The sequence below is a fragment of the Acidovorax soli genome, from assembly GCF_014207955.1.
GTDB lineage: Bacteria > Pseudomonadota > Gammaproteobacteria > Burkholderiales > Burkholderiaceae_C > Acidovorax > Acidovorax soli_A.
Genome location: NZ_JACHLK010000018.1, coordinates 35,074 through 51,449, shown reverse-complemented (window position 1 = coordinate 51,449; position 16,376 = coordinate 35,074). Strand labels below are relative to the sequence as shown.

Sequence of the window (16,376 nt, the reverse complement as noted above, 5' to 3'; positions counted from 1 at the left end):
TGCAGGCAGTCGTGTCACCCATTTCGCTGGCGGGAGGCCGGCACGGGTTTTTGCTTGCCGACGATTCGCCCCATGAAAATCCGTACCCCCCGTGCGCGCATTGCTGCGTCCGTTCCCCGGTCCTTGTGCCTGCGCCCTGCGCTCGTGTCCCTGGCCGTGCTGGGCGCCTGCGCCGCCCACGCCCAGCAGAACGGCAACGCCCCGGTGCTGCTCGCGCAGAACCTGCGCGCGCCCTCGCTGGCCGAGACCGTGGTGACCGCCACGCGCACGCCGCAGCCGCTGTCCGATCTGGTGGCCGACGTGACCGTGATCGACCGCGCGACCATCGAGACCAGTGGCGCGACGGGCCTGGCCGACGTGCTGGCGCGCGTGCCGGGCATCGAGATCTCGCGCAACGGCGGCCCCGGCACGACCACGGGCGTGTTCCTGCGCGGCGCAGAGTCGCGCTTCACGGCGGTGTACATCGACGGCGTGCGCATGGATTCGCAATCCACGGGCGGCGCGGCATGGGAGTCCATTCCGCTGGCGCAGATCGACCGCATCGAGGTGCTGCGCGGCCCGGCCGGCGCGGTCTACGGCTCCGACGCCATGGGCGGCGTGGTGCAGATCTTCACCAAGCGCGGCGAGCAGGGTGTGGCGCCCTATGTGGGCATCGGCATTGGCAACCAGGGCACACGCAAGGCCGAGGCCGGCGTGAGCGGCGCCAGCGGCACCATCGACTACGCCTTGGGCATCGCCCGCGAAGAGAGCAAGGGCTTCAACGCCCGCACCGTGGCCACGCAGAACCCCGACCGTGACGGCTACGAAAGCACCTCGGCCAGCGCCCGCGTGGGCCTGCAGATCAATGCCACGCACCGGCTCGAAGCCACACTGCTCGTGAACGACCTGGACAGCGGCTACGACAGCGGCCTGGGCCGCGATGACCGCAACCAGCACAAGCTGCATGCCCTGGGCCTGAACTGGCAGGCGCAGTGGACGCCGCAGTACAAGACCCGCGTGCAGATCACCGATTCGCGCGACGAGTACCAGACCACGCCCTCGTTCTACCTGACCGAGACCCGCCTGCGCGGCTACCTGTTCCAGAACGAATGGCGCCAGGGCCCGCACCTGGTGACCGCCGCGCTGGAGCGCCGCGAAGACCGGCTGGAAAACGCCCCCATCGACCGCAAGCGCTCGCAGGATGCGCTGGCCCTGGGCTATGGCTACACCGCGGGCGGCCACACGCTGCAGGCCAATGTGCGCCACGACTCGGACAGCGAGTTCGGCGGCAAGGGCACGGGCAGCCTGGCCTATGGCTACACCTTCGCACCGCAGTGGCGCGCCACGGCCTCGGTGGGCACGGCCTTCCGCGCGCCCACGCTGTACCACCGCTTCAGCGAGTACGGCACGGGCCGCCTGAACCCCGAGAGCAGCCGCAATGCCGAACTGGGCCTGCGCTGGGCGCAGGCATCGAGCAGCTTCTCGGTGACGGCCTACCGCAACCGCGTGCAGGACCTGATCGTCTTTGGCCCTGTGGGCCCCTGCCCGTCCCCTCTGGGTTGCTACGCCAATGTGGCACGCGCCGAGTACAAGGGCGTGACCTTGGCCGGCTCCTACCGCCTGGGCAGCGTGCAGCTGCGTGGTTCGCTGGACCTGCAGAACCCGCGCGACCTCGATACCGGCAAGATGCTGGCGCGCCGCGCCAAGCGCCACGGCACCCTGGGTGCCGACACGCAGATCGCGGGCTGGACCGTGGGCGCCGAGGTGCAGGCCTCGGGCCGCCGCTTCGACACCGTGGCCAACACCTTCGTGCTGGGCGGCTACAGCCTGTTCAACCTGCACGCCAGCACCCGCATTGCCCGCGACTTCACGCTGACCGCGCGCCTCGACAACGCGGCCGACAAGCACTACGAACTGGCACGCACCTACGCCACCCCGGGCCGCACGTTCTTTGTCGGCCTGAAGTGGGCACCGCAGTAACACGCATTGCAGATGAGAAGAGGGAAGGCTGAGAAGAAGCCGCAAGAATGGTCACCCCGGCACGCTGTCCGGCGATCCTGATCGCCGCCCCGGCATCGGGCCAGGGCAAGACCACCGTCACCGCGGCCCTGGCGCGCCTGCATGCGCGCCAGGGCCGGCGGGTGCGGGTGTTCAAGTGCGGCCCGGACTTCCTCGACCCGCACTGGCACCAGCTCGCCAGTGGCGCGCCCGTGCACCAGCTCGACCTGTGGATGAATGGCGAGGCCGATTGCGCCGAGCGCCTGCACGCGGCCGCCGGTGAGAGCGACCTCCTCTTGATCGAAGGCGTGATGGGCCTGTTCGACGGCACGCCGAGTGCGGCCGACCTGGCGCAGCGCTTTGGCGTGCCGGTGCTCGCCGTGGTCGATGCCTCGGCCATGGCCGGCACCTTTGGCGCGCTGGCCTTCGGCCTGCGCCACTACCGTCCGGGCCTGCCCTGGGCCGGCGTGCTGGCCAACCGCGTGGGCTCGGAGCGCCATGCGCAGATGCTGCGCGATGGCCTGCAGGATGCTGCGGACTGGATGGGCGCGCTGGTGCGCGTGGCGCCCGGTGGCGGTGCCACCGGCAAGGCCGCGGCCGCACTGCTGCCCGAACGCCATCTGGGCCTGGTCGTCGCGCAGGAGCTGGGCGATGATGCCCTGGCGCGCCTGGATGCCGCAGCCGACGCGCTGGCTGCCACGCCGCTGGGCCAGATGGGCCTGGGCGGGCTGCAACGCTGGGCGGTGGACTTTCCTGCGCCGGGGCCCTCGGTGCATGTGCCGCCCCTGCTGGCGGGCCGCACGGTGGCCGTGGGGCGCGATGCGGCCTTCTGTTTTGTCTACGACGCCAACCTGCAGTGCCTGGCGCAGCTGGGGGCGCAGGTGGTGTTCTTCTCGCCGCTGCACGATGCGGCATTGCCGGCCTGCGATGCCGTGTGGTTGCCCGGCGGCTACCCCGAGTTGCATGCGGCGCGCATCGCGGCCAATACCGCCATGCAGGTCAGCCTGCGCGCCCATGTGGCGGCGCGCAAGCCGCTGTGGGCAGAATGCGGCGGCATGATGTCCCTGTTCGAATCGATCACCCTGGCCGATGGCACAACGCAGCCGCTGTGGGGCCTGCTGCCCGGCCGCGTGGCCATGCACAAGCGCCTGGCCGCCCTGGGGCCGCAGCAGCTCACAGTGGCGGGCCACACACTGCGCGGCCACACCTTCCATTACTCCACCGCGCAGAGCTCGGCGGATGTGCTGGGGCGCACGTCGCGCCCGGACACCGCGCCGGCGCCCGATGCGGGGGAGGCCTTGTACCGCCATGGCAGCATCCATGCGAGCTACTTCCATGCCTGGTTCCCGTCGGCCCCTGCGGCCGTCGCGCACCTGCTGGGCGGCGAGGGGCCTGCACCATGAACCAGGCCATCACGACCGAGCTTGTCCTGGGCGGGCAAAAGAGCGGCAAGTCGCGCCGCGCCGAGCTGGCCGCGCGCGACTGGCTGGCGCAGGCGCCCGGCCGCGATGCCGTGCTGATCGCCACCGGCCAGCCTTGGGACGAGGAGATGCGCGAACGCATCGCGCGCCACCAGCGCGAGCGGGCCAAGCGCGTGCCCGGCCTGGCCACGCTGGAGGAGCCGCGCGACCTGGCCGGCGCGCTGCGCCAGCGCAGCAGCGCCAGCACCCTGGTGGTGGTCGACTGCCTGACCCTGTGGCTCACCAACTGGACCATGCCGGCCGGCGTGGAGGCCATGGACGCGCACGGGCGCGAGGCCCTGGCACAGGCCTGGGCCGCGCAGTGCGAGGACTTCATCACCGCATTGCAAAACGCCCCCGGCCCCGTGGTTCTGGTGGGCAATGAAATCGGCCTGGGGGTGATTCCGCTGGGGCGCGAGGTGCGCGCCTTTGTCGATGCGCTGGGCGTGCTCAACCAGCGCGTGGCCGCGGCCTGCCCGCGCGTGACCTTGATGGCGGCCGGGCTGCCGCTGACCCTGAAGGAGCCGCGCTGATGGAAGAGCCGACGCCGACCCCCGTGCGCCGCATCCTCTGGGTGATCGCCATCCTCGTGGTGCTGCTGTTGCTGATGGCCGGCCTGGCACGGGCCGAGCCCGTGCAGATCAAGGACGACCGGGGCCGTGTGGTCACCTTGCCCCAGGCACCGCAGCGCATCGTCTCGCTGCTGCCCTCGCTGACCGAGAGCGTCTGCGAGCTCGACCAGTGCCACCGCCTGGTGGGCGTGGACCGCTATTCCAACTGGCCCGAGTCGGTGGCCCGGCTGCCCAGGATGGGCGGCGGCATCGATCCGAGCATCGAGGCCATCGTGGCCGCCAAGCCCGATGTGGTGCTGCTGGCAGCGAGTTCGCGCGCCAGCGATCGGCTCGAAGCCCTGGGCCTCAAGGTCGTGGTGCTGGAGCCCAAGACCCATGCCGACGTGCGCCGCGTGCTCGGCGTCGTGGGCCAGGTGTTGGGCGTGCCCCAGGCCGAGGGGGCTGACCGGCTGTGGCGCGTGATCGACGCCGCCGTGCAGGCGGCGGCCCAGTCGCTGCCGCCCAAGGCGCGCAACACGCGCGTGTACTTCGAGGTGAGCCGCGGGCCGTATGCGGCCAGCGAGGCGTCGTTCATCGGCGAATCGCTCGCGCGCCTGGGCGTGCGCAACGTGGTGCCGGGCGCGCTCGGCCCGTTCCCGCGCCTGAACCCCGAGTACGTGGTGCGCGCGAACCCCGACGTGCTGATGATCGGCAACAGCAGCATGCAGAGCATGGTGCCGTACCCTGGCTGGGCCACCATGCGCGCCGTGCGCGAGAACCGCGTGTGCGTGTTCGGCCCCGGCGATGCCGAGGTGGTGGTGCGCCCCGGCCCGCGCATGGCCGAGGCCGCACGCATCATGGCGCGCTGCCTGACCGAGAAGGCACGATGACGGTTGGCAATGCATTGATCCCCACCGCCGCCGGCCGGCGCCGCGCCGCTTGGTGCGCGCTGTGGCTGGGCCTGGCCAGCCTGCTGCTGCTGGTACTGGGCACGGCCGTGGGCAGCACCGGGCTGGAGAGCCTCACGCACATGGGCGACGACCCCGTGGCGCGCCAGATCGTCTGGGACATCCGCCTGCCGCGCACCCTGGGTGCCTGGCTGGCCGGCGCGCTGCTGGGCCTGGCCGGCGCGGTGGCGCAGGGCCTTTTCCGCAACCCGCTGGCCGACCCCTACCTGCTGGGCAGCGCTTCGGGCGCGGCCCTGGGCGGTGCGGTGGCCATGGCGATGTTCGGCGTGTCGCCCGTGGCCGCGCAGTGGATCGCGCGCATCGGCATCACGGGCATGGCCTTTCTGGGCGCGGCCGGGGCCGTGGTGCTCACGCTGGTGCTGGCGCGGGGCGTGCAGCACACGCTGCGCCTGCTGCTGGCCGGTGTCATCGTGGGCGTGGTGCTGGGCGCCCTGCGCGACCTGGTGGAACTGGCCTCGCCCGACATCCTGCAGGCCATGCAGGCCTTCATCCTGGGCAGCACGGCCTTTGTCGGCTGGATCGCCTGCACCCTGATGGGCGCGGCCTGGGCCCTGTGTGCCCTGCTGGCCTGGGTGCTGGCGCGCGCGCTCGACGGCCTGACCCTGGGCGAGGCCACCGCCGCCAGCCTGGGCTTGCCGCTCGCCCCCATGCGTGCCGGCCTGGTGGCCGCCATGGCCCTGGCCACGGGCACGGCCGTGGCGCAGACCGGGCTGATCGCCTTCGTCGGCCTGGCCGCGCCGCACCTGGTGCGTTCCATCGTGCGTGTCACGCACGAGCGGCACATCCTGCTCTCCAGCCTCATGGGCGCAGTGCTGCTTCTGGCGGCCGATATCCTCGCGCGCTGGATGCTGGCGCCGCAGGAACTGCCCGTGGGTGTGCTCACCGCGGCCCTGGGCGGCACCTATTTGCTGTGGCTGATGCACCGGCGCACCGCGCACGGAGGCGGCCTGTGAAGGGCATCGCGCTCAGCGCCCACCACATCACCGCGCGCGTGGGCGGCGTCGAGGTATTGCACGGCATCGACCTGCACCTGCCCGAAGGCCGCTGGACCAGCATCGTCGGCCCCAACGGCGCGGGCAAGTCCACCCTGCTCAAGGTGCTGGCCGGCCTGCTGCCGCGTGGCCAGGTCGATGGCCAGGTGGCCCTGCTCGGCCGCATGCTGACCCAGGTGCCGGCGCGCGAGCGCGCGCGCCAGCTCTCTTGGCTGGGGCAGAACGAAGGCTCGGCCGACGATTTGACCAGCTACGACGTGGCCATGCTCGGCCGCCTGCCGCACCAGCCCTGGCTGGCACCGCCATCGCCCGCCGACCATGCGGCCGTGGAGCAGGCCCTGCGCACCACGCAGGCCTGGGACTGGCGCGACCGCCCCTTGTCGCAGCTGTCGGGCGGCGAGCGCCAGCGCGTGCTGCTGGCCCGCGCACTGGCTGTGCAGGCCCAGGTGCTGCTGATGGACGAACCCCTGGCCAACCTGGATCCCCCGCACCAGACCGACTGGCTGCACACCGTGCGCGCCCTGGTAGCCGGCGGCGCCACGGTGGTCAGTGTGCTGCACGAGGTCTCGCTGGCCCTGCATGCCGACGACCTGGTGGTGATGGCCCAGGGCCGAGTGACGCACCAAGGTGGCTGCAACGAGGTGGTGACGCACCGCGCGCTGGAGGCGGTGTTCGACCACCGCATCGCGGTGCATGAATTGTTCGGGCAGTGGGTGGCATTGCCGCGCTGACTTTTGATTTTCTTTTTTGTTTTTCATTTTCATTTTTTAACCAAGGAGTCGTGACATGCACATCGAACCTGGACTGGTGGACACCACCAAGATCTTCCTGAGCTACGCCACGGGCGCCACGGCACTGCTGTATGCCAGCAAGCTCGCGCTGGACATGGTGAAGAAGGAGGGCCCTGTGGCCCTGCTGCTGCGCTCGGTCTTCACCACGGCGCTGGTGTTCGCGTTCTTCGAGCTGTTCCCGCACCACCCGGTGGGGGTGTCGGAGGTGCATCTGATCCTGGGCACGACCTTGTTGCTGCTGTTCGGTGTGGCGCCTGCGGCCATCGGCCTGGCGGCTGGCCTGCTGGTCCAGAGCGTGTTCTTTGCGCAGCAGGATCTGCCGCAGTACGGGATGAATGTGACGACCTTGCTGGTGCCGCTGTTTGCGACCGCTGCGCTGGCCAAGCGCATCGTGCCGGAGAGCATGGCGTATGTGGACATGACGTATGCCCAGACGTTCAAGCTGTCGGTGGCGTACCAGGGCGGGATCGTGATGTGGGTGGCGTTCTGGGCTATCTACGGGGCGGGTGTGGGGTCTGCGAATCTGGAGAGCATTGCTACGTTTGGGGCTGCTTATATGACGGTGGTGTTGTTGGAGCCTTTGGTTGATTTGGGCGTTCTGGCGGCTGCCAAGGCGTTGCGTCGTCTTGAGGGGTCTTCATTCGTCGAGCGTCGGTTGCACCAGGCTGCTTGAGTTTGTTGGTTGTGGTTGCTTCTGTTTCTTTGCTCGGCGGGGTGACTGCTCTGTTGGCTGTGTGCCCATGCCATGCGCGGGAGCCGGGATGTGCGCCCGGCGGCGCAGTAACTTTCTTTTGCTTCGCCAAAAGAAAGTCACCAAAGAAAAGGCGACCCCCAGCCCGTGTCCCCCTCGCCGATGGCGAGGGGGCAGCCTGCGATGCTCGGTCCTGGGGTGGCGCCGAAGAACTCCCTGCGCTGCCTCTGCGAGGCAGCTCCGGTCAGACAGCTTCGGCGAGCCAGACCACGAAGTGCGTGTGTCCTTCGGCACACGCACCCACCCCAGGCCCTGCGCTTCTCGGCACGGTCAGAAGGGGTGAATGCGGGCCCCACACGGGCCATCGCTTCGCTCGGCCCCGTGGTGCCTCGCTGCGCGTCGGCAGCGCGCAGCGCGTAACCGACACACGGCGCGGCTGCGTAGCAGCAGCCGTTCCTGACCCCGCTCCCAACCCCTGCTGGCTGCGCCGAGAAGCGCAGGGCCTGGGGTGGGTGCATGTGCCGAAGGACACATGCACTTCGTTGTCTAGCTCGTCGATGCTGTCTGAGCGGAGTTCGAAGAACGCAGCGAGTTCATCGACGCCCACCCCAGGACCGAGCATCGCAGGTTGCCCCCGCTCGCCCGACAGGGCGAGCGGGGGACGCAGACTGGGGGTCGCCTTTTCTTTGGTGACTTTCTTTTGGCGAAGCAAAAGAAAGTTACTGCGCCGCCGGGCGCACACCCCGGCTCCCGGCCGTTGAATAAGCAAGTAGTCACCACCAAGCAACGACATACATGCAAATCGAATCCCCCCCAATCCTGCGCGACACCCCCAAACCCCAAGGCGAACGCCGAGGCCTCATCCTGGTCCACACCGGCACCGGCAAAGGCAAGAGCACCGCCGCCTTCGGCCTCGCCATCCGAGCGCATGGACGAGGCAAGACCGTCAAGATCTACCAGTTCATGAAGGTCCCCACCGCGCGGTTCGGCGAACACCGCCTGTTCGAACAACTGGGCATCCCCATCGAAGGCCTGGGCGACGGCTTCAGCTGGAAGAGCCGCGACCTCGACCACTCCGCCCAACTGGCCCTGGACGGCTGGACCAAGGCCGAGGCCACCATCCGCGCGGGTGAGCACTTCCTCGTCGTGCTCGACGAGATCATGTACCCCCTGCGCTACGGCTGGATCCCGCTGGAGACCATCCTCACCTGCCTGCGCGAGCGCCCGCCGCATGTGCACGTGGTGCTCACTGGCCGCAATGCCCCGGCCGAGCTGATCGAGCTGGCCGACACCGTGACCGAGATGACCCTCGTCAAGCACCACTTCAAGGCCGGCGTGCCCGCGCAGCGCGGGATCGAAGACTGAAGCAGCATGGTGAACGCTTTGACGTCGCTGCCTATGGCCCGCAGCCGCCTGCACCCCACGGTGCCGGCATTGGCCATGCTCGGTCTGTTGGGCGGGTTGGCGGCCCCGATCGCGCATGCCCAACAGCACCGTATCGTCACGCTGTCGCCCTCGCTGACCGAGGCCGTCTGCGCCCTGGGCCACTGCGCCGAGCTGGTCGGCACCGACCGCCATTCGAGCTGGCCCGGCACCGTGGCCAGGTTGCCCAAGGTGGGTGGCCTGCAGGATGCGCAGATCGAGCGCATCGTGGCCCTGCGGCCCGACATGGTGCTGCTGGGCCCGCGCAGCCGCGCGGGCGAGCGCCTGGCGGCTCTGGGCGTGCCGGTGCAGGTGTTCGATGCGCGCACGCACGCCGACCTCAAGCGCATGCTGCTGAGCGTGGGCCAGTCGCTGGGCGAGTCGGCGCGCGCGGCCGAGCTGGTGGCGCGCATCGAGCGCGAGCTCGATGCCGCGGCGCGCCGCATGCCGGCGCACCTGCGCGGGCGCAGCGTGTATGTCGAGGTCGGCGTCGGCCCCACGGCGGCCAGCGCGGCCAGCTTCATCGGCGAGACCATCGCGCGCCTGGGGCTGGTGAACATCGTGCCCGGCGACATGGGGCTCTTTCCGCGCGTCAGCTCCGAGATGGTGGTGCGCGGCGCGCCCGACCTGGTCATCGGCCCGGCGGCCTCGCTCATGAACCTGGCCGAGCGGCCCGGCTGGTCGGGCATGAAGGCGCTGCGCCAGCACCAGGTCTGCCAGCTCGATGCCGAGCGCATGGACCTGCTCTCGCGCCCCGGCCCGCGCCTAGGCGAGGCGGCGCACATGCTGGTCGATTGCCTTGCCGGCCTCCCTCAAGTGCTGCGCTGAACCGCAGTTCTTTTGCACCCATTTTTTTTGACTGGAGATTTCTTCCATGCAAGTGAACAAGATTCCCGCCACCATCGTCACCGGCTTCCTGGGCAGCGGCAAGACCACGCTGCTGCGCCACCTGCTGAGCAACGCGCAGGGCAAGCGCATCGCCGTCATCGTCAACGAGTTTGGCGAGCTGGGCATCGACGGCGAGCTGCTGCGCAGCTGCGGCATTGGCTGCGATGAGAACGGCGAAGAAAATGGCCAGCTGTTCGAGCTGGCCAACGGTTGCCTGTGCTGCACCGTGCAGGAAGAGTTCGCGCCCGTGATGGAACAGCTGGCCGCACGCCGCGACCAGATCGACCACCTGGTCATCGAGACTTCGGGCCTGGCGTTGCCCAAGCCGCTGGTGCAGGCCTTCCAGTGGCCCGCGCTGCGCAACGTGTTCACGGTGGACTCGGTGATCACCGTGGTGGACGCGCCCGCCGTGGCTGCCGGCCAGTTCGCCGACGACCCCGTTGCAGTGGACGCCCAGCGCCGCGCCGACGAGAACCTCGACCATGAATCGCCCCTGCACGAGCTGTTCGAAGACCAGCTCGCCACCGCCGACCTGGTGGTGCTGCACAAGACCGATGGCCTCGATGCCGAGGCCCTGGCCCAGGTGGAAGCCATCGTGCGCGGCGAGACCCTGCCCGGCGTGAAGTTCGTGCACGCCCAGCATGGCCGCATCGACCCCGGCGTGCTGCTGGGCCTGGGCCATGCGGTGGAAGACGTGATCGACGCGCGCAAGACCCACCACGACGAGGAAGAGGACCACGACCACGACGAGTTCGAATCGGTCCAGATCACGCTCGATGTGGCAGACCGCCAGCGCCTCGTGGATGCGCTCATCGCCCTGGTGCAGCGCCACGAGATCTACCGCATCAAGGGCTTTGTGGCCCTGCCGGGTGCGGCCATGCGCCTGGTGGTGCAGGGCGTGGGCCAGCGCTTCGACAGCCACTTCGACCGCGCCTGGCGTGCCGGTGACACCCGCACCACGCGCCTGGTGGTCATCGGCGACCACCTGGATGCTGCGGCCCTGCAGGCCGAGGTGCAGTCGGCACTGTCGGCCGCCACGGCCTGAGGTCCGCCGCATGCATCTGCTGTCCACGCGCCCCGGTGGCTACGTCGAAGACGGGGGCCAGGGCCTGGTGCGCGTGGAGCAGACGCCGGGCGACATTGTCGTCCTGAGCGCGGCCGACACCACGCTGTCGCTGCTGTCCGACGCGGCCGCCAGCCTGGGCGAGGGTTTCCCGCGCGTGCGCCTGGCCAACCTGATGTGGCTGCGCCAGCCTGCGTCCACCGACCTGTATGTGGACGATGTGTTGCGCCATGCGCGCGTGGTCGTCATCGACCACCTGGGCAGCCCGAGCGACTGGGCCTATGTGGTGGAGCAGGCCCAGGCGCTGGCGGCACGCCATGGCCAGTGGCTGGCCCTGTTCTCGGGCGACAACGTGGAAGACCCGCAGCTGCTGATGCGCAGCACCGCCAGCCCGGCCGACTGCCACCAGCTGTGGCGCTGCCTGCGCGAGGGCGGGCGCGAGAACGCGCTGGCGTTCTTTGCGTTGATCGGCCATGCGGCCTTCGGCATCGGCGCGCGCCCACCCGCACCGCAGCCCTTGCCGCCGGTGATGCCTTACACCCCAGCGCAGGCTGCACCCTGGGTGCCCGGTGCACCGGTGGCACTGCTGGTGTTCTACCGCGCCCACCTGCAGGCGGGCAATACGGCGGTGTTCGATGCTGTGCAGGCAGCGCTGGCCGAGGCCGGGCTGAACACCCTGGCCGTGGCGGTCGATTCGCTCAAGAACCCCGAGAGCCTGGCCTCGCTGCAGGCCCTGGCCGCAGAGCAGGGTGTGGCCGTGGTACTCAATGCGACGAGCTTTGCCGTGGCCTCCATTGACGGCAGCGAAGAGGCCCCGCCGGTGGCCCTGGCCGGAGACGCGCCGGTGCTGCAGCTCATCACGGCCGGCTGCTCGCAAGAGCAGTGGCAGGACGACCCGCATGGCCTGGCGCCGCGCGACCTGGCCATGCAGGTGGTGCTGCCCGAGGTGGACGGGCGCATCGGCGCGCGCGCCATCAGCTTCAAGGGCCTGGCCTGGCGCTGCGAGCGCACCGAGGTCGACGTGGTGCGCTACCAGCCCGAGCCCGAACGCATCGCCTTCGTGGCTGAGCTCGCGCGCCGTTGGTGCGCGCTGCGCAGCAAGCCGCCGGTGGGCAAGCGCGTGGCCCTGGTGCTGGCCAACTACCCCAATGACGATGCACGCCTGGCCAATGGCGTGGGGCTGGATACACCGGCCTCCACCGTGCTCATCCTGCAGGCGCTGCGCGATGCGGGCTACACCACGGGTGAGCTGCCCGCGTCGGGCGACGCGTTGATCGCGCAACTGGTGGACGGCGTCACCAACAACCTCGATGCCAACCCCGACCGCCCCGCGGGCCAGAGCCTGGCGATGGACGACTATCTGGCCGACTTTGCCGCGCTGTCTGCCGACAACCAGGCGGCGGTGAACGCGCTGTGGGGCCCGCCCGGCGCAGACCCCATGGTGCGCAGCGGCCGCTTCATGGTGCCCGGTGTGCGCCTGGGCCATGTCTTCGTGGGCATACAGCCTGCGCGCGGGCGCGACCTGGACCTGGTGGCCACCTACCACGATGCCGACCTGGTGCCCACCCATGGCTACCTGGCCTTCTACTTCTGGCTGCGCCGCGTGTTCGCGGTGGACGCCGTGGTGCACGTGGGCAAGCACGGCAACCTCGAATGGCTGCCGGGCAAGAGCGTGGCGCTGGGCGCCGATTGCTGGCCCGACGCCATCCTGAGCCCGCTGCCGCACCTGTACCCCTTCATCGTCAACGACCCGGGCGAGGGCAGCCAGGCCAAGCGGCGCACGCAGGCCGTCATCATCGACCACCTGATGCCCGCGCTCACGCGCGCCGAAACCTACGGCCCGCTGCAGCAGCTCGAACGCTCCATGGACGAGTACTACGAGGCCCTGTCGCTGGACCCGCGCCGCGCCCGGCTGCTGCGCCAGGGCATCCTCGACCAGGTGCTGCAGCACGGCCTGCACCAGGAGCTGGGCTTTGCCCCGCCGGCCGACGATGCCGGGCGCGAGGCCTTGCTGCAGCGCCTGGATGCCTACCTCTGCGAGATCAAGGAGTCGCAGATCCGCGACGGCCTGCACATCCTGGGCCGCTCACCCGAGGGGCGCCAGCGCACCGATACGCTGGTGGCGCTGGCGCGCTTCCCCGGGGGCGTGGTGACAGGGCAGGGCAGCCTGCTGGTGGCGCTGGCGCAGGACCTGGGCCTGGGCGACTTCGACCCCCTGAACCCCGAGTGGGCCGCGCCCTGGACCGCCCCGCGCCCCGCCGCGCTGCAGGCCCTGGGCGACGAGCCCTGGCGCCACGCGGGCCACACGCGCGAGCGGCTGGAGCAGTTGGCCGCGCAGTGCGTGGAGCGCCACCTGGGGGCAGAGGCCGAGCCCATCGATGCGGTGCGGTGGCCGCAGGCCGCGGCCGTGCTGGTGCGCATGCGCACGGTGCTCGCGCCCCGGCTTGATGCCTGTGGCCCGAGTGAGATGGGCCAGCTGTTGCGTGGCCTGGCGGGCCGCTTTGTGCCCCCGGGGCCCAGCGGCGCGCCCTCGCGCGGGCGGCCCGATGTGCTGCCCACGGGCCGCAATTTCTATTCGGTGGACACGCGCGCCGTGCCCACGCCCACGGCCTACGGCATGGGCGCGCTGGCGGCCGACCGCGTGGTGGAGCGCCACCTGCAGGACCATGGCAGCTTTCCCACGGCGGTGGGCCTGTCGGTCTGGGGCACCAGCACCATGCGCACGGGCGGCGAAGACATCGGCCAGGCCTTTGCCCTGCTGGGCGTGCGCCCGAAGTGGGCACCCGGCAGCCACCGCGTGGTGGACATCGAGGTGCTGCCCATGGCGATCCGCAACCGCCCGCGCATCGATGTGACCTTGCGCGTGTCGGGCTTCTTCCGCGACGCCTTCCCGGGCGTGATCGACCTGTTCGATGCCGCCGTGCGCGCGGTCGCGGCCATCTCGCCCGAGGATGAGCCCGATGAGGTGAACCCGATCCGCGTGCGCGTGCGGCGCGAAGCCGCCGAGGCCCAGGCGCAGGGCATGGCAGCCGAGGAAGCGGAGCGCCGCGCCACCTGGCGCGTGTTCGGCCCGCGCCCGGGCGGCTATGGCGCCGGCCTGCAGGAGGTGATGGCCAGCGGCCGCTGGAGCACGGCCGACGACCTGGCCCAGGCCTACCTGCGTGCAGGCGCCTTTGCCTACGGCCAGGGCGGCCATGGCGAGGCCGCGCGCGCGGCCTTCGAGCAGCGCCTGGCGGCGGTGGACGCGGTGCTGCACAACCAGGACAACCGCGAGCACGACATCCTCGACTCCGACGACTACTACCAGTTCCAGGGCGGCATGGCCGCGGCCGTGCAGCAGCTGGCCGGCGCGCCTGCTGCCCTCTACCACGGCGACTTCAGCGTGCCGGGGGCGCCGCGCATCCGCACGCTGGGCGAAGAACTGGCACGCGTGGTGCGCTCGCGCGCGGTCAACCCCAAGTGGATCGATGGCGTGAAACGCCACGGCTACAAGGGTGCCTTCGAGATCGCCGCCACGGTGGACTATTTGTTCGCCTTCGATGCCACCACCGGCGTGGTCGCCGACCACCAGTACGCCCTGGTGGCCGATGCCTACCTGCATGACGACGACACGCGCGCCTTTCTGCAGCAACACAACCCGCTGGCCCTGCGCAGCGTGGGCGAGCGCCTGCTCGAAGCCATGCAGCGTGGCCTGTGGGCCGAGCCCGGCGAGCACCGCGAGCGCATCGAGCAGCACCTGCTGGCGCTCGAACACCGCCTGGAGACCCAGGGCGAAGGACCTCTGACATGACGACGACCATTTCCCTGGCCCCCGTGCCTTCCACCGTGTTCCCCTTCACCGCCCTGGTCGGCCATGACACGCTGCAGCTGGCGCTCTTGCTGGCCGCTGTCGACCCCGGCATGGGCGGGGTGCTGATCAGCGGACCGCGCGGCACGGCCAAGTCCACCTCGGCGCGGGCGCTGGCCGCGCTGCTGCCCGAGGCGCCCTTTGTCACGCTGCCACTGGCCGCCAGCCTGGAGCAATTGGTGGGCACGCTCAACCTCGAAGACGTGCTGCGCGACGGCCAGGTGCGCCTGGCGCCCGGCCTGGTGGCACGCGCGCATGGTGGCGTGCTTTATGTGGACGAGGTCAACCTGCTGCCCGATGCGCTGGTGGATGCGCTGCTCGACGTGGCCGCCAGCGGTGTGAACACCGTGGCGCGCGACGGTGTGTCGCACCAGCACGCAGCGCGTTTCGTGCTGGTGGGCACCATGAACCCCGAGGAGGGCGAGCTGCGCCCGCAGCTGCTGGACCGCTTCGGCCTGTCGGTGGCGCTGGCCAACCCCACTCATCCAGCCGTGCGCCAGGCCATCGTGCGCGCGCGCCTGGCCTTCGAGATGGACCCAGAGGCCGTGGTGGCGCAGCATGCCGCCGCGCAGGCCGGGCTGGCGCAATCGCTGGCCCGCGCCCGCGCGGCCCTGGCGGGCCTGGTGTGGACTGATGAGGTGGTGCAGCACGCCGCACAGCGGGCGCTGGATGCCGGCGTGGACGGCATCCGCGCCGACCTGGTGATGCTGCGCGCAGCGCGTGCGTTGGCCGCGCTGGAGCAGCGCAGCAGCGTGCGCCTGCAGGATGTGGACGCCGTGGCCGAACTCGCGCTGGCGCACCGCCGCACGGAAGACGCTGCAGCGGGCTCGGTACCGCCTTCGGCCGCCACGCCGCCAGCGTCGTCCGCCCGCGGTCCGGCACCCGCAGGCGGGCAGGGCGCAGCGGCATCGGCTCAGAACGCACCCGAAGGCGACTGGGGTGCCTTGCCGCCCGAGCCGCAGGCCATGGCGCGGGTGCGCAGCACGGGGGCGTGGCCGCCAAAAAAAGCCTGAGCCACCCCGGCCCGCGCGTTCCTGGTTCATCGACCAAGGCCAGCGCGGGCTGGCGGTGGCAAGCCCCCCGCAATGCCTGGCTGCGCACACCGCAGCCCGTGACCCGGCCCGCCGATGACCAAGGCCTGGGCATCGACTGGCTGCGCACGCTGGCGGCCAAGGGCCCGGCGCGCCTGCGGGCAGCGCATGTGCGGCGCCGCCCCGCCAGCGCCGTGCAGCCCTGCCTGCACCTGATTGCGCTCGATACCTCGGGCTCCATGCGCCAGGGCGGGCGACTGGCCTGGGCCAAGGGCTATGCGGCGCGCCTGATCGCACAGGCCGCGCGGGCGGGCGACCAGGTCGCATTGCTCAGCTTTGGCGGCCAGGGCGTGCAGTTGCTGCTGCCCCCGGGGCCGGCGCGCGCCTCCGGCACGGCCCGCGTGCGGCCGTTGGGTGGCGGTGGTGGCACGCCCCTGGCCGCGGGGCTGGCCGAGGCCGAGCGCCTGCTGCGCAGCGCACGGCGCCAGCGCGGCGCAGGTGCGCGCTCGTGCCTGTGGCTGCTGACCGATGGCCGCACGCTGGAGCAGCCCGCTGCGCCAGCCGCAGCCACGCAGGTCGTGCTGGTGGACTTCGACGACCCCTTGCGGCCCCTGGGCCGCTGCGCGGCCTGGGCCGCGCGCTGGCACGCGGAACATCGCCTGCCCGAACCCCTTTCTTCCTGAAAAGAACAACGA

At 70.9% G+C, this 16,376-nt stretch carries 13 protein-coding genes; all 13 read left to right on the top strand.

Features of this window, described 5'->3' with window-relative positions; all coding sequences use genetic code 11:
- Positions 1-72 precede the first annotated feature (72 nt).
- Positions 73-1,959 (top strand): TonB-dependent receptor domain-containing protein, encoded by a 1,887-nt coding sequence (locus tag HNP48_RS29990; RefSeq protein WP_184864243.1) that lies wholly within the window; start codon positions 73-75, stop codon positions 1,957-1,959.
- 47 nt (positions 1,960-2,006) lie between these two features.
- On the top strand, positions 2,007-3,380 hold the full coding sequence (locus HNP48_RS29985; protein WP_184864241.1) for a cobyrinate a,c-diamide synthase: 1,374 nt from the start codon (positions 2,007-2,009) through the stop codon (positions 3,378-3,380).
- Positions 3,377-3,970, top strand: a complete 594-nt coding sequence (locus HNP48_RS29980) for a bifunctional adenosylcobinamide kinase/adenosylcobinamide-phosphate guanylyltransferase (RefSeq protein WP_184864239.1) — start codon at positions 3,377-3,379, stop codon at positions 3,968-3,970. The genes HNP48_RS29985 and HNP48_RS29980 overlap by 4 nt, the downstream gene beginning before the upstream one ends.
- A complete protein-coding gene (locus HNP48_RS29975) occupies positions 3,970-4,878 on the top strand; it encodes an ABC transporter substrate-binding protein (RefSeq protein WP_184864237.1) in 909 nt (302 codons plus the stop codon). The genes HNP48_RS29980 and HNP48_RS29975 overlap by 1 nt, the downstream gene beginning before the upstream one ends.
- Complete coding sequence (locus HNP48_RS29970) at positions 4,875-5,909, top strand: iron ABC transporter permease (protein WP_184864235.1); 1,035 nt, start codon at positions 4,875-4,877, stop codon at positions 5,907-5,909. The genes HNP48_RS29975 and HNP48_RS29970 overlap by 4 nt, the downstream gene beginning before the upstream one ends.
- Positions 5,906-6,679 carry an ABC transporter ATP-binding protein gene (locus HNP48_RS29965; RefSeq protein ID WP_184864233.1) on the top strand — a complete coding sequence of 258 codons (774 nt, stop codon included), beginning with the start codon at positions 5,906-5,908 and terminating at the stop codon, positions 6,677-6,679. The genes HNP48_RS29970 and HNP48_RS29965 overlap by 4 nt, the downstream gene beginning before the upstream one ends.
- Before the next feature lie 55 nt (positions 6,680-6,734).
- Complete coding sequence (locus tag HNP48_RS29960; RefSeq protein ID WP_184864231.1) at positions 6,735-7,412, top strand: energy-coupling factor ABC transporter permease; 678 nt, start codon at positions 6,735-6,737, stop codon at positions 7,410-7,412.
- Positions 7,413-8,225: 813 nt separating this feature from the next.
- Positions 8,226-8,795, top strand: coding sequence for a cob(I)yrinic acid a,c-diamide adenosyltransferase (gene cobO / locus HNP48_RS29955; protein WP_184864229.1), 570 nt, complete (start codon positions 8,226-8,228; stop codon positions 8,793-8,795).
- 6 nt (positions 8,796-8,801) lie between these two features.
- On the top strand, positions 8,802-9,680 hold the full coding sequence (locus HNP48_RS29950) for an ABC transporter substrate-binding protein (protein ID WP_184864227.1): 879 nt from the start codon (positions 8,802-8,804) through the stop codon (positions 9,678-9,680).
- 46 nt (positions 9,681-9,726) lie between these two features.
- Positions 9,727-10,785, top strand: a complete 1,059-nt coding sequence (gene cobW / locus HNP48_RS29945) for a cobalamin biosynthesis protein CobW (RefSeq protein ID WP_184864225.1) — start codon at positions 9,727-9,729, stop codon at positions 10,783-10,785.
- Positions 10,786-10,795: 10 nt separating this feature from the next.
- Positions 10,796-14,593 carry a cobaltochelatase subunit CobN gene (gene cobN, locus HNP48_RS29940; RefSeq protein WP_184864223.1) on the top strand — a complete coding sequence of 1,266 codons (3,798 nt, stop codon included), beginning with the start codon at positions 10,796-10,798 and terminating at the stop codon, positions 14,591-14,593.
- On the top strand, positions 14,590-15,663 hold the full coding sequence (locus tag HNP48_RS29935) for an ATP-binding protein (protein ID WP_184864221.1): 1,074 nt from the start codon (positions 14,590-14,592) through the stop codon (positions 15,661-15,663). Before cobN ends, HNP48_RS29935 begins: the two co-directional genes overlap by 4 nt.
- Positions 15,642-16,364 (top strand): VWA domain-containing protein, encoded by a 723-nt coding sequence (locus tag HNP48_RS29930; RefSeq protein WP_184864219.1) that lies wholly within the window; start codon positions 15,642-15,644, stop codon positions 16,362-16,364. Before HNP48_RS29935 ends, HNP48_RS29930 begins: the two co-directional genes overlap by 22 nt.
- The last annotated feature ends 12 nt before the right edge of the window (positions 16,365-16,376 follow it).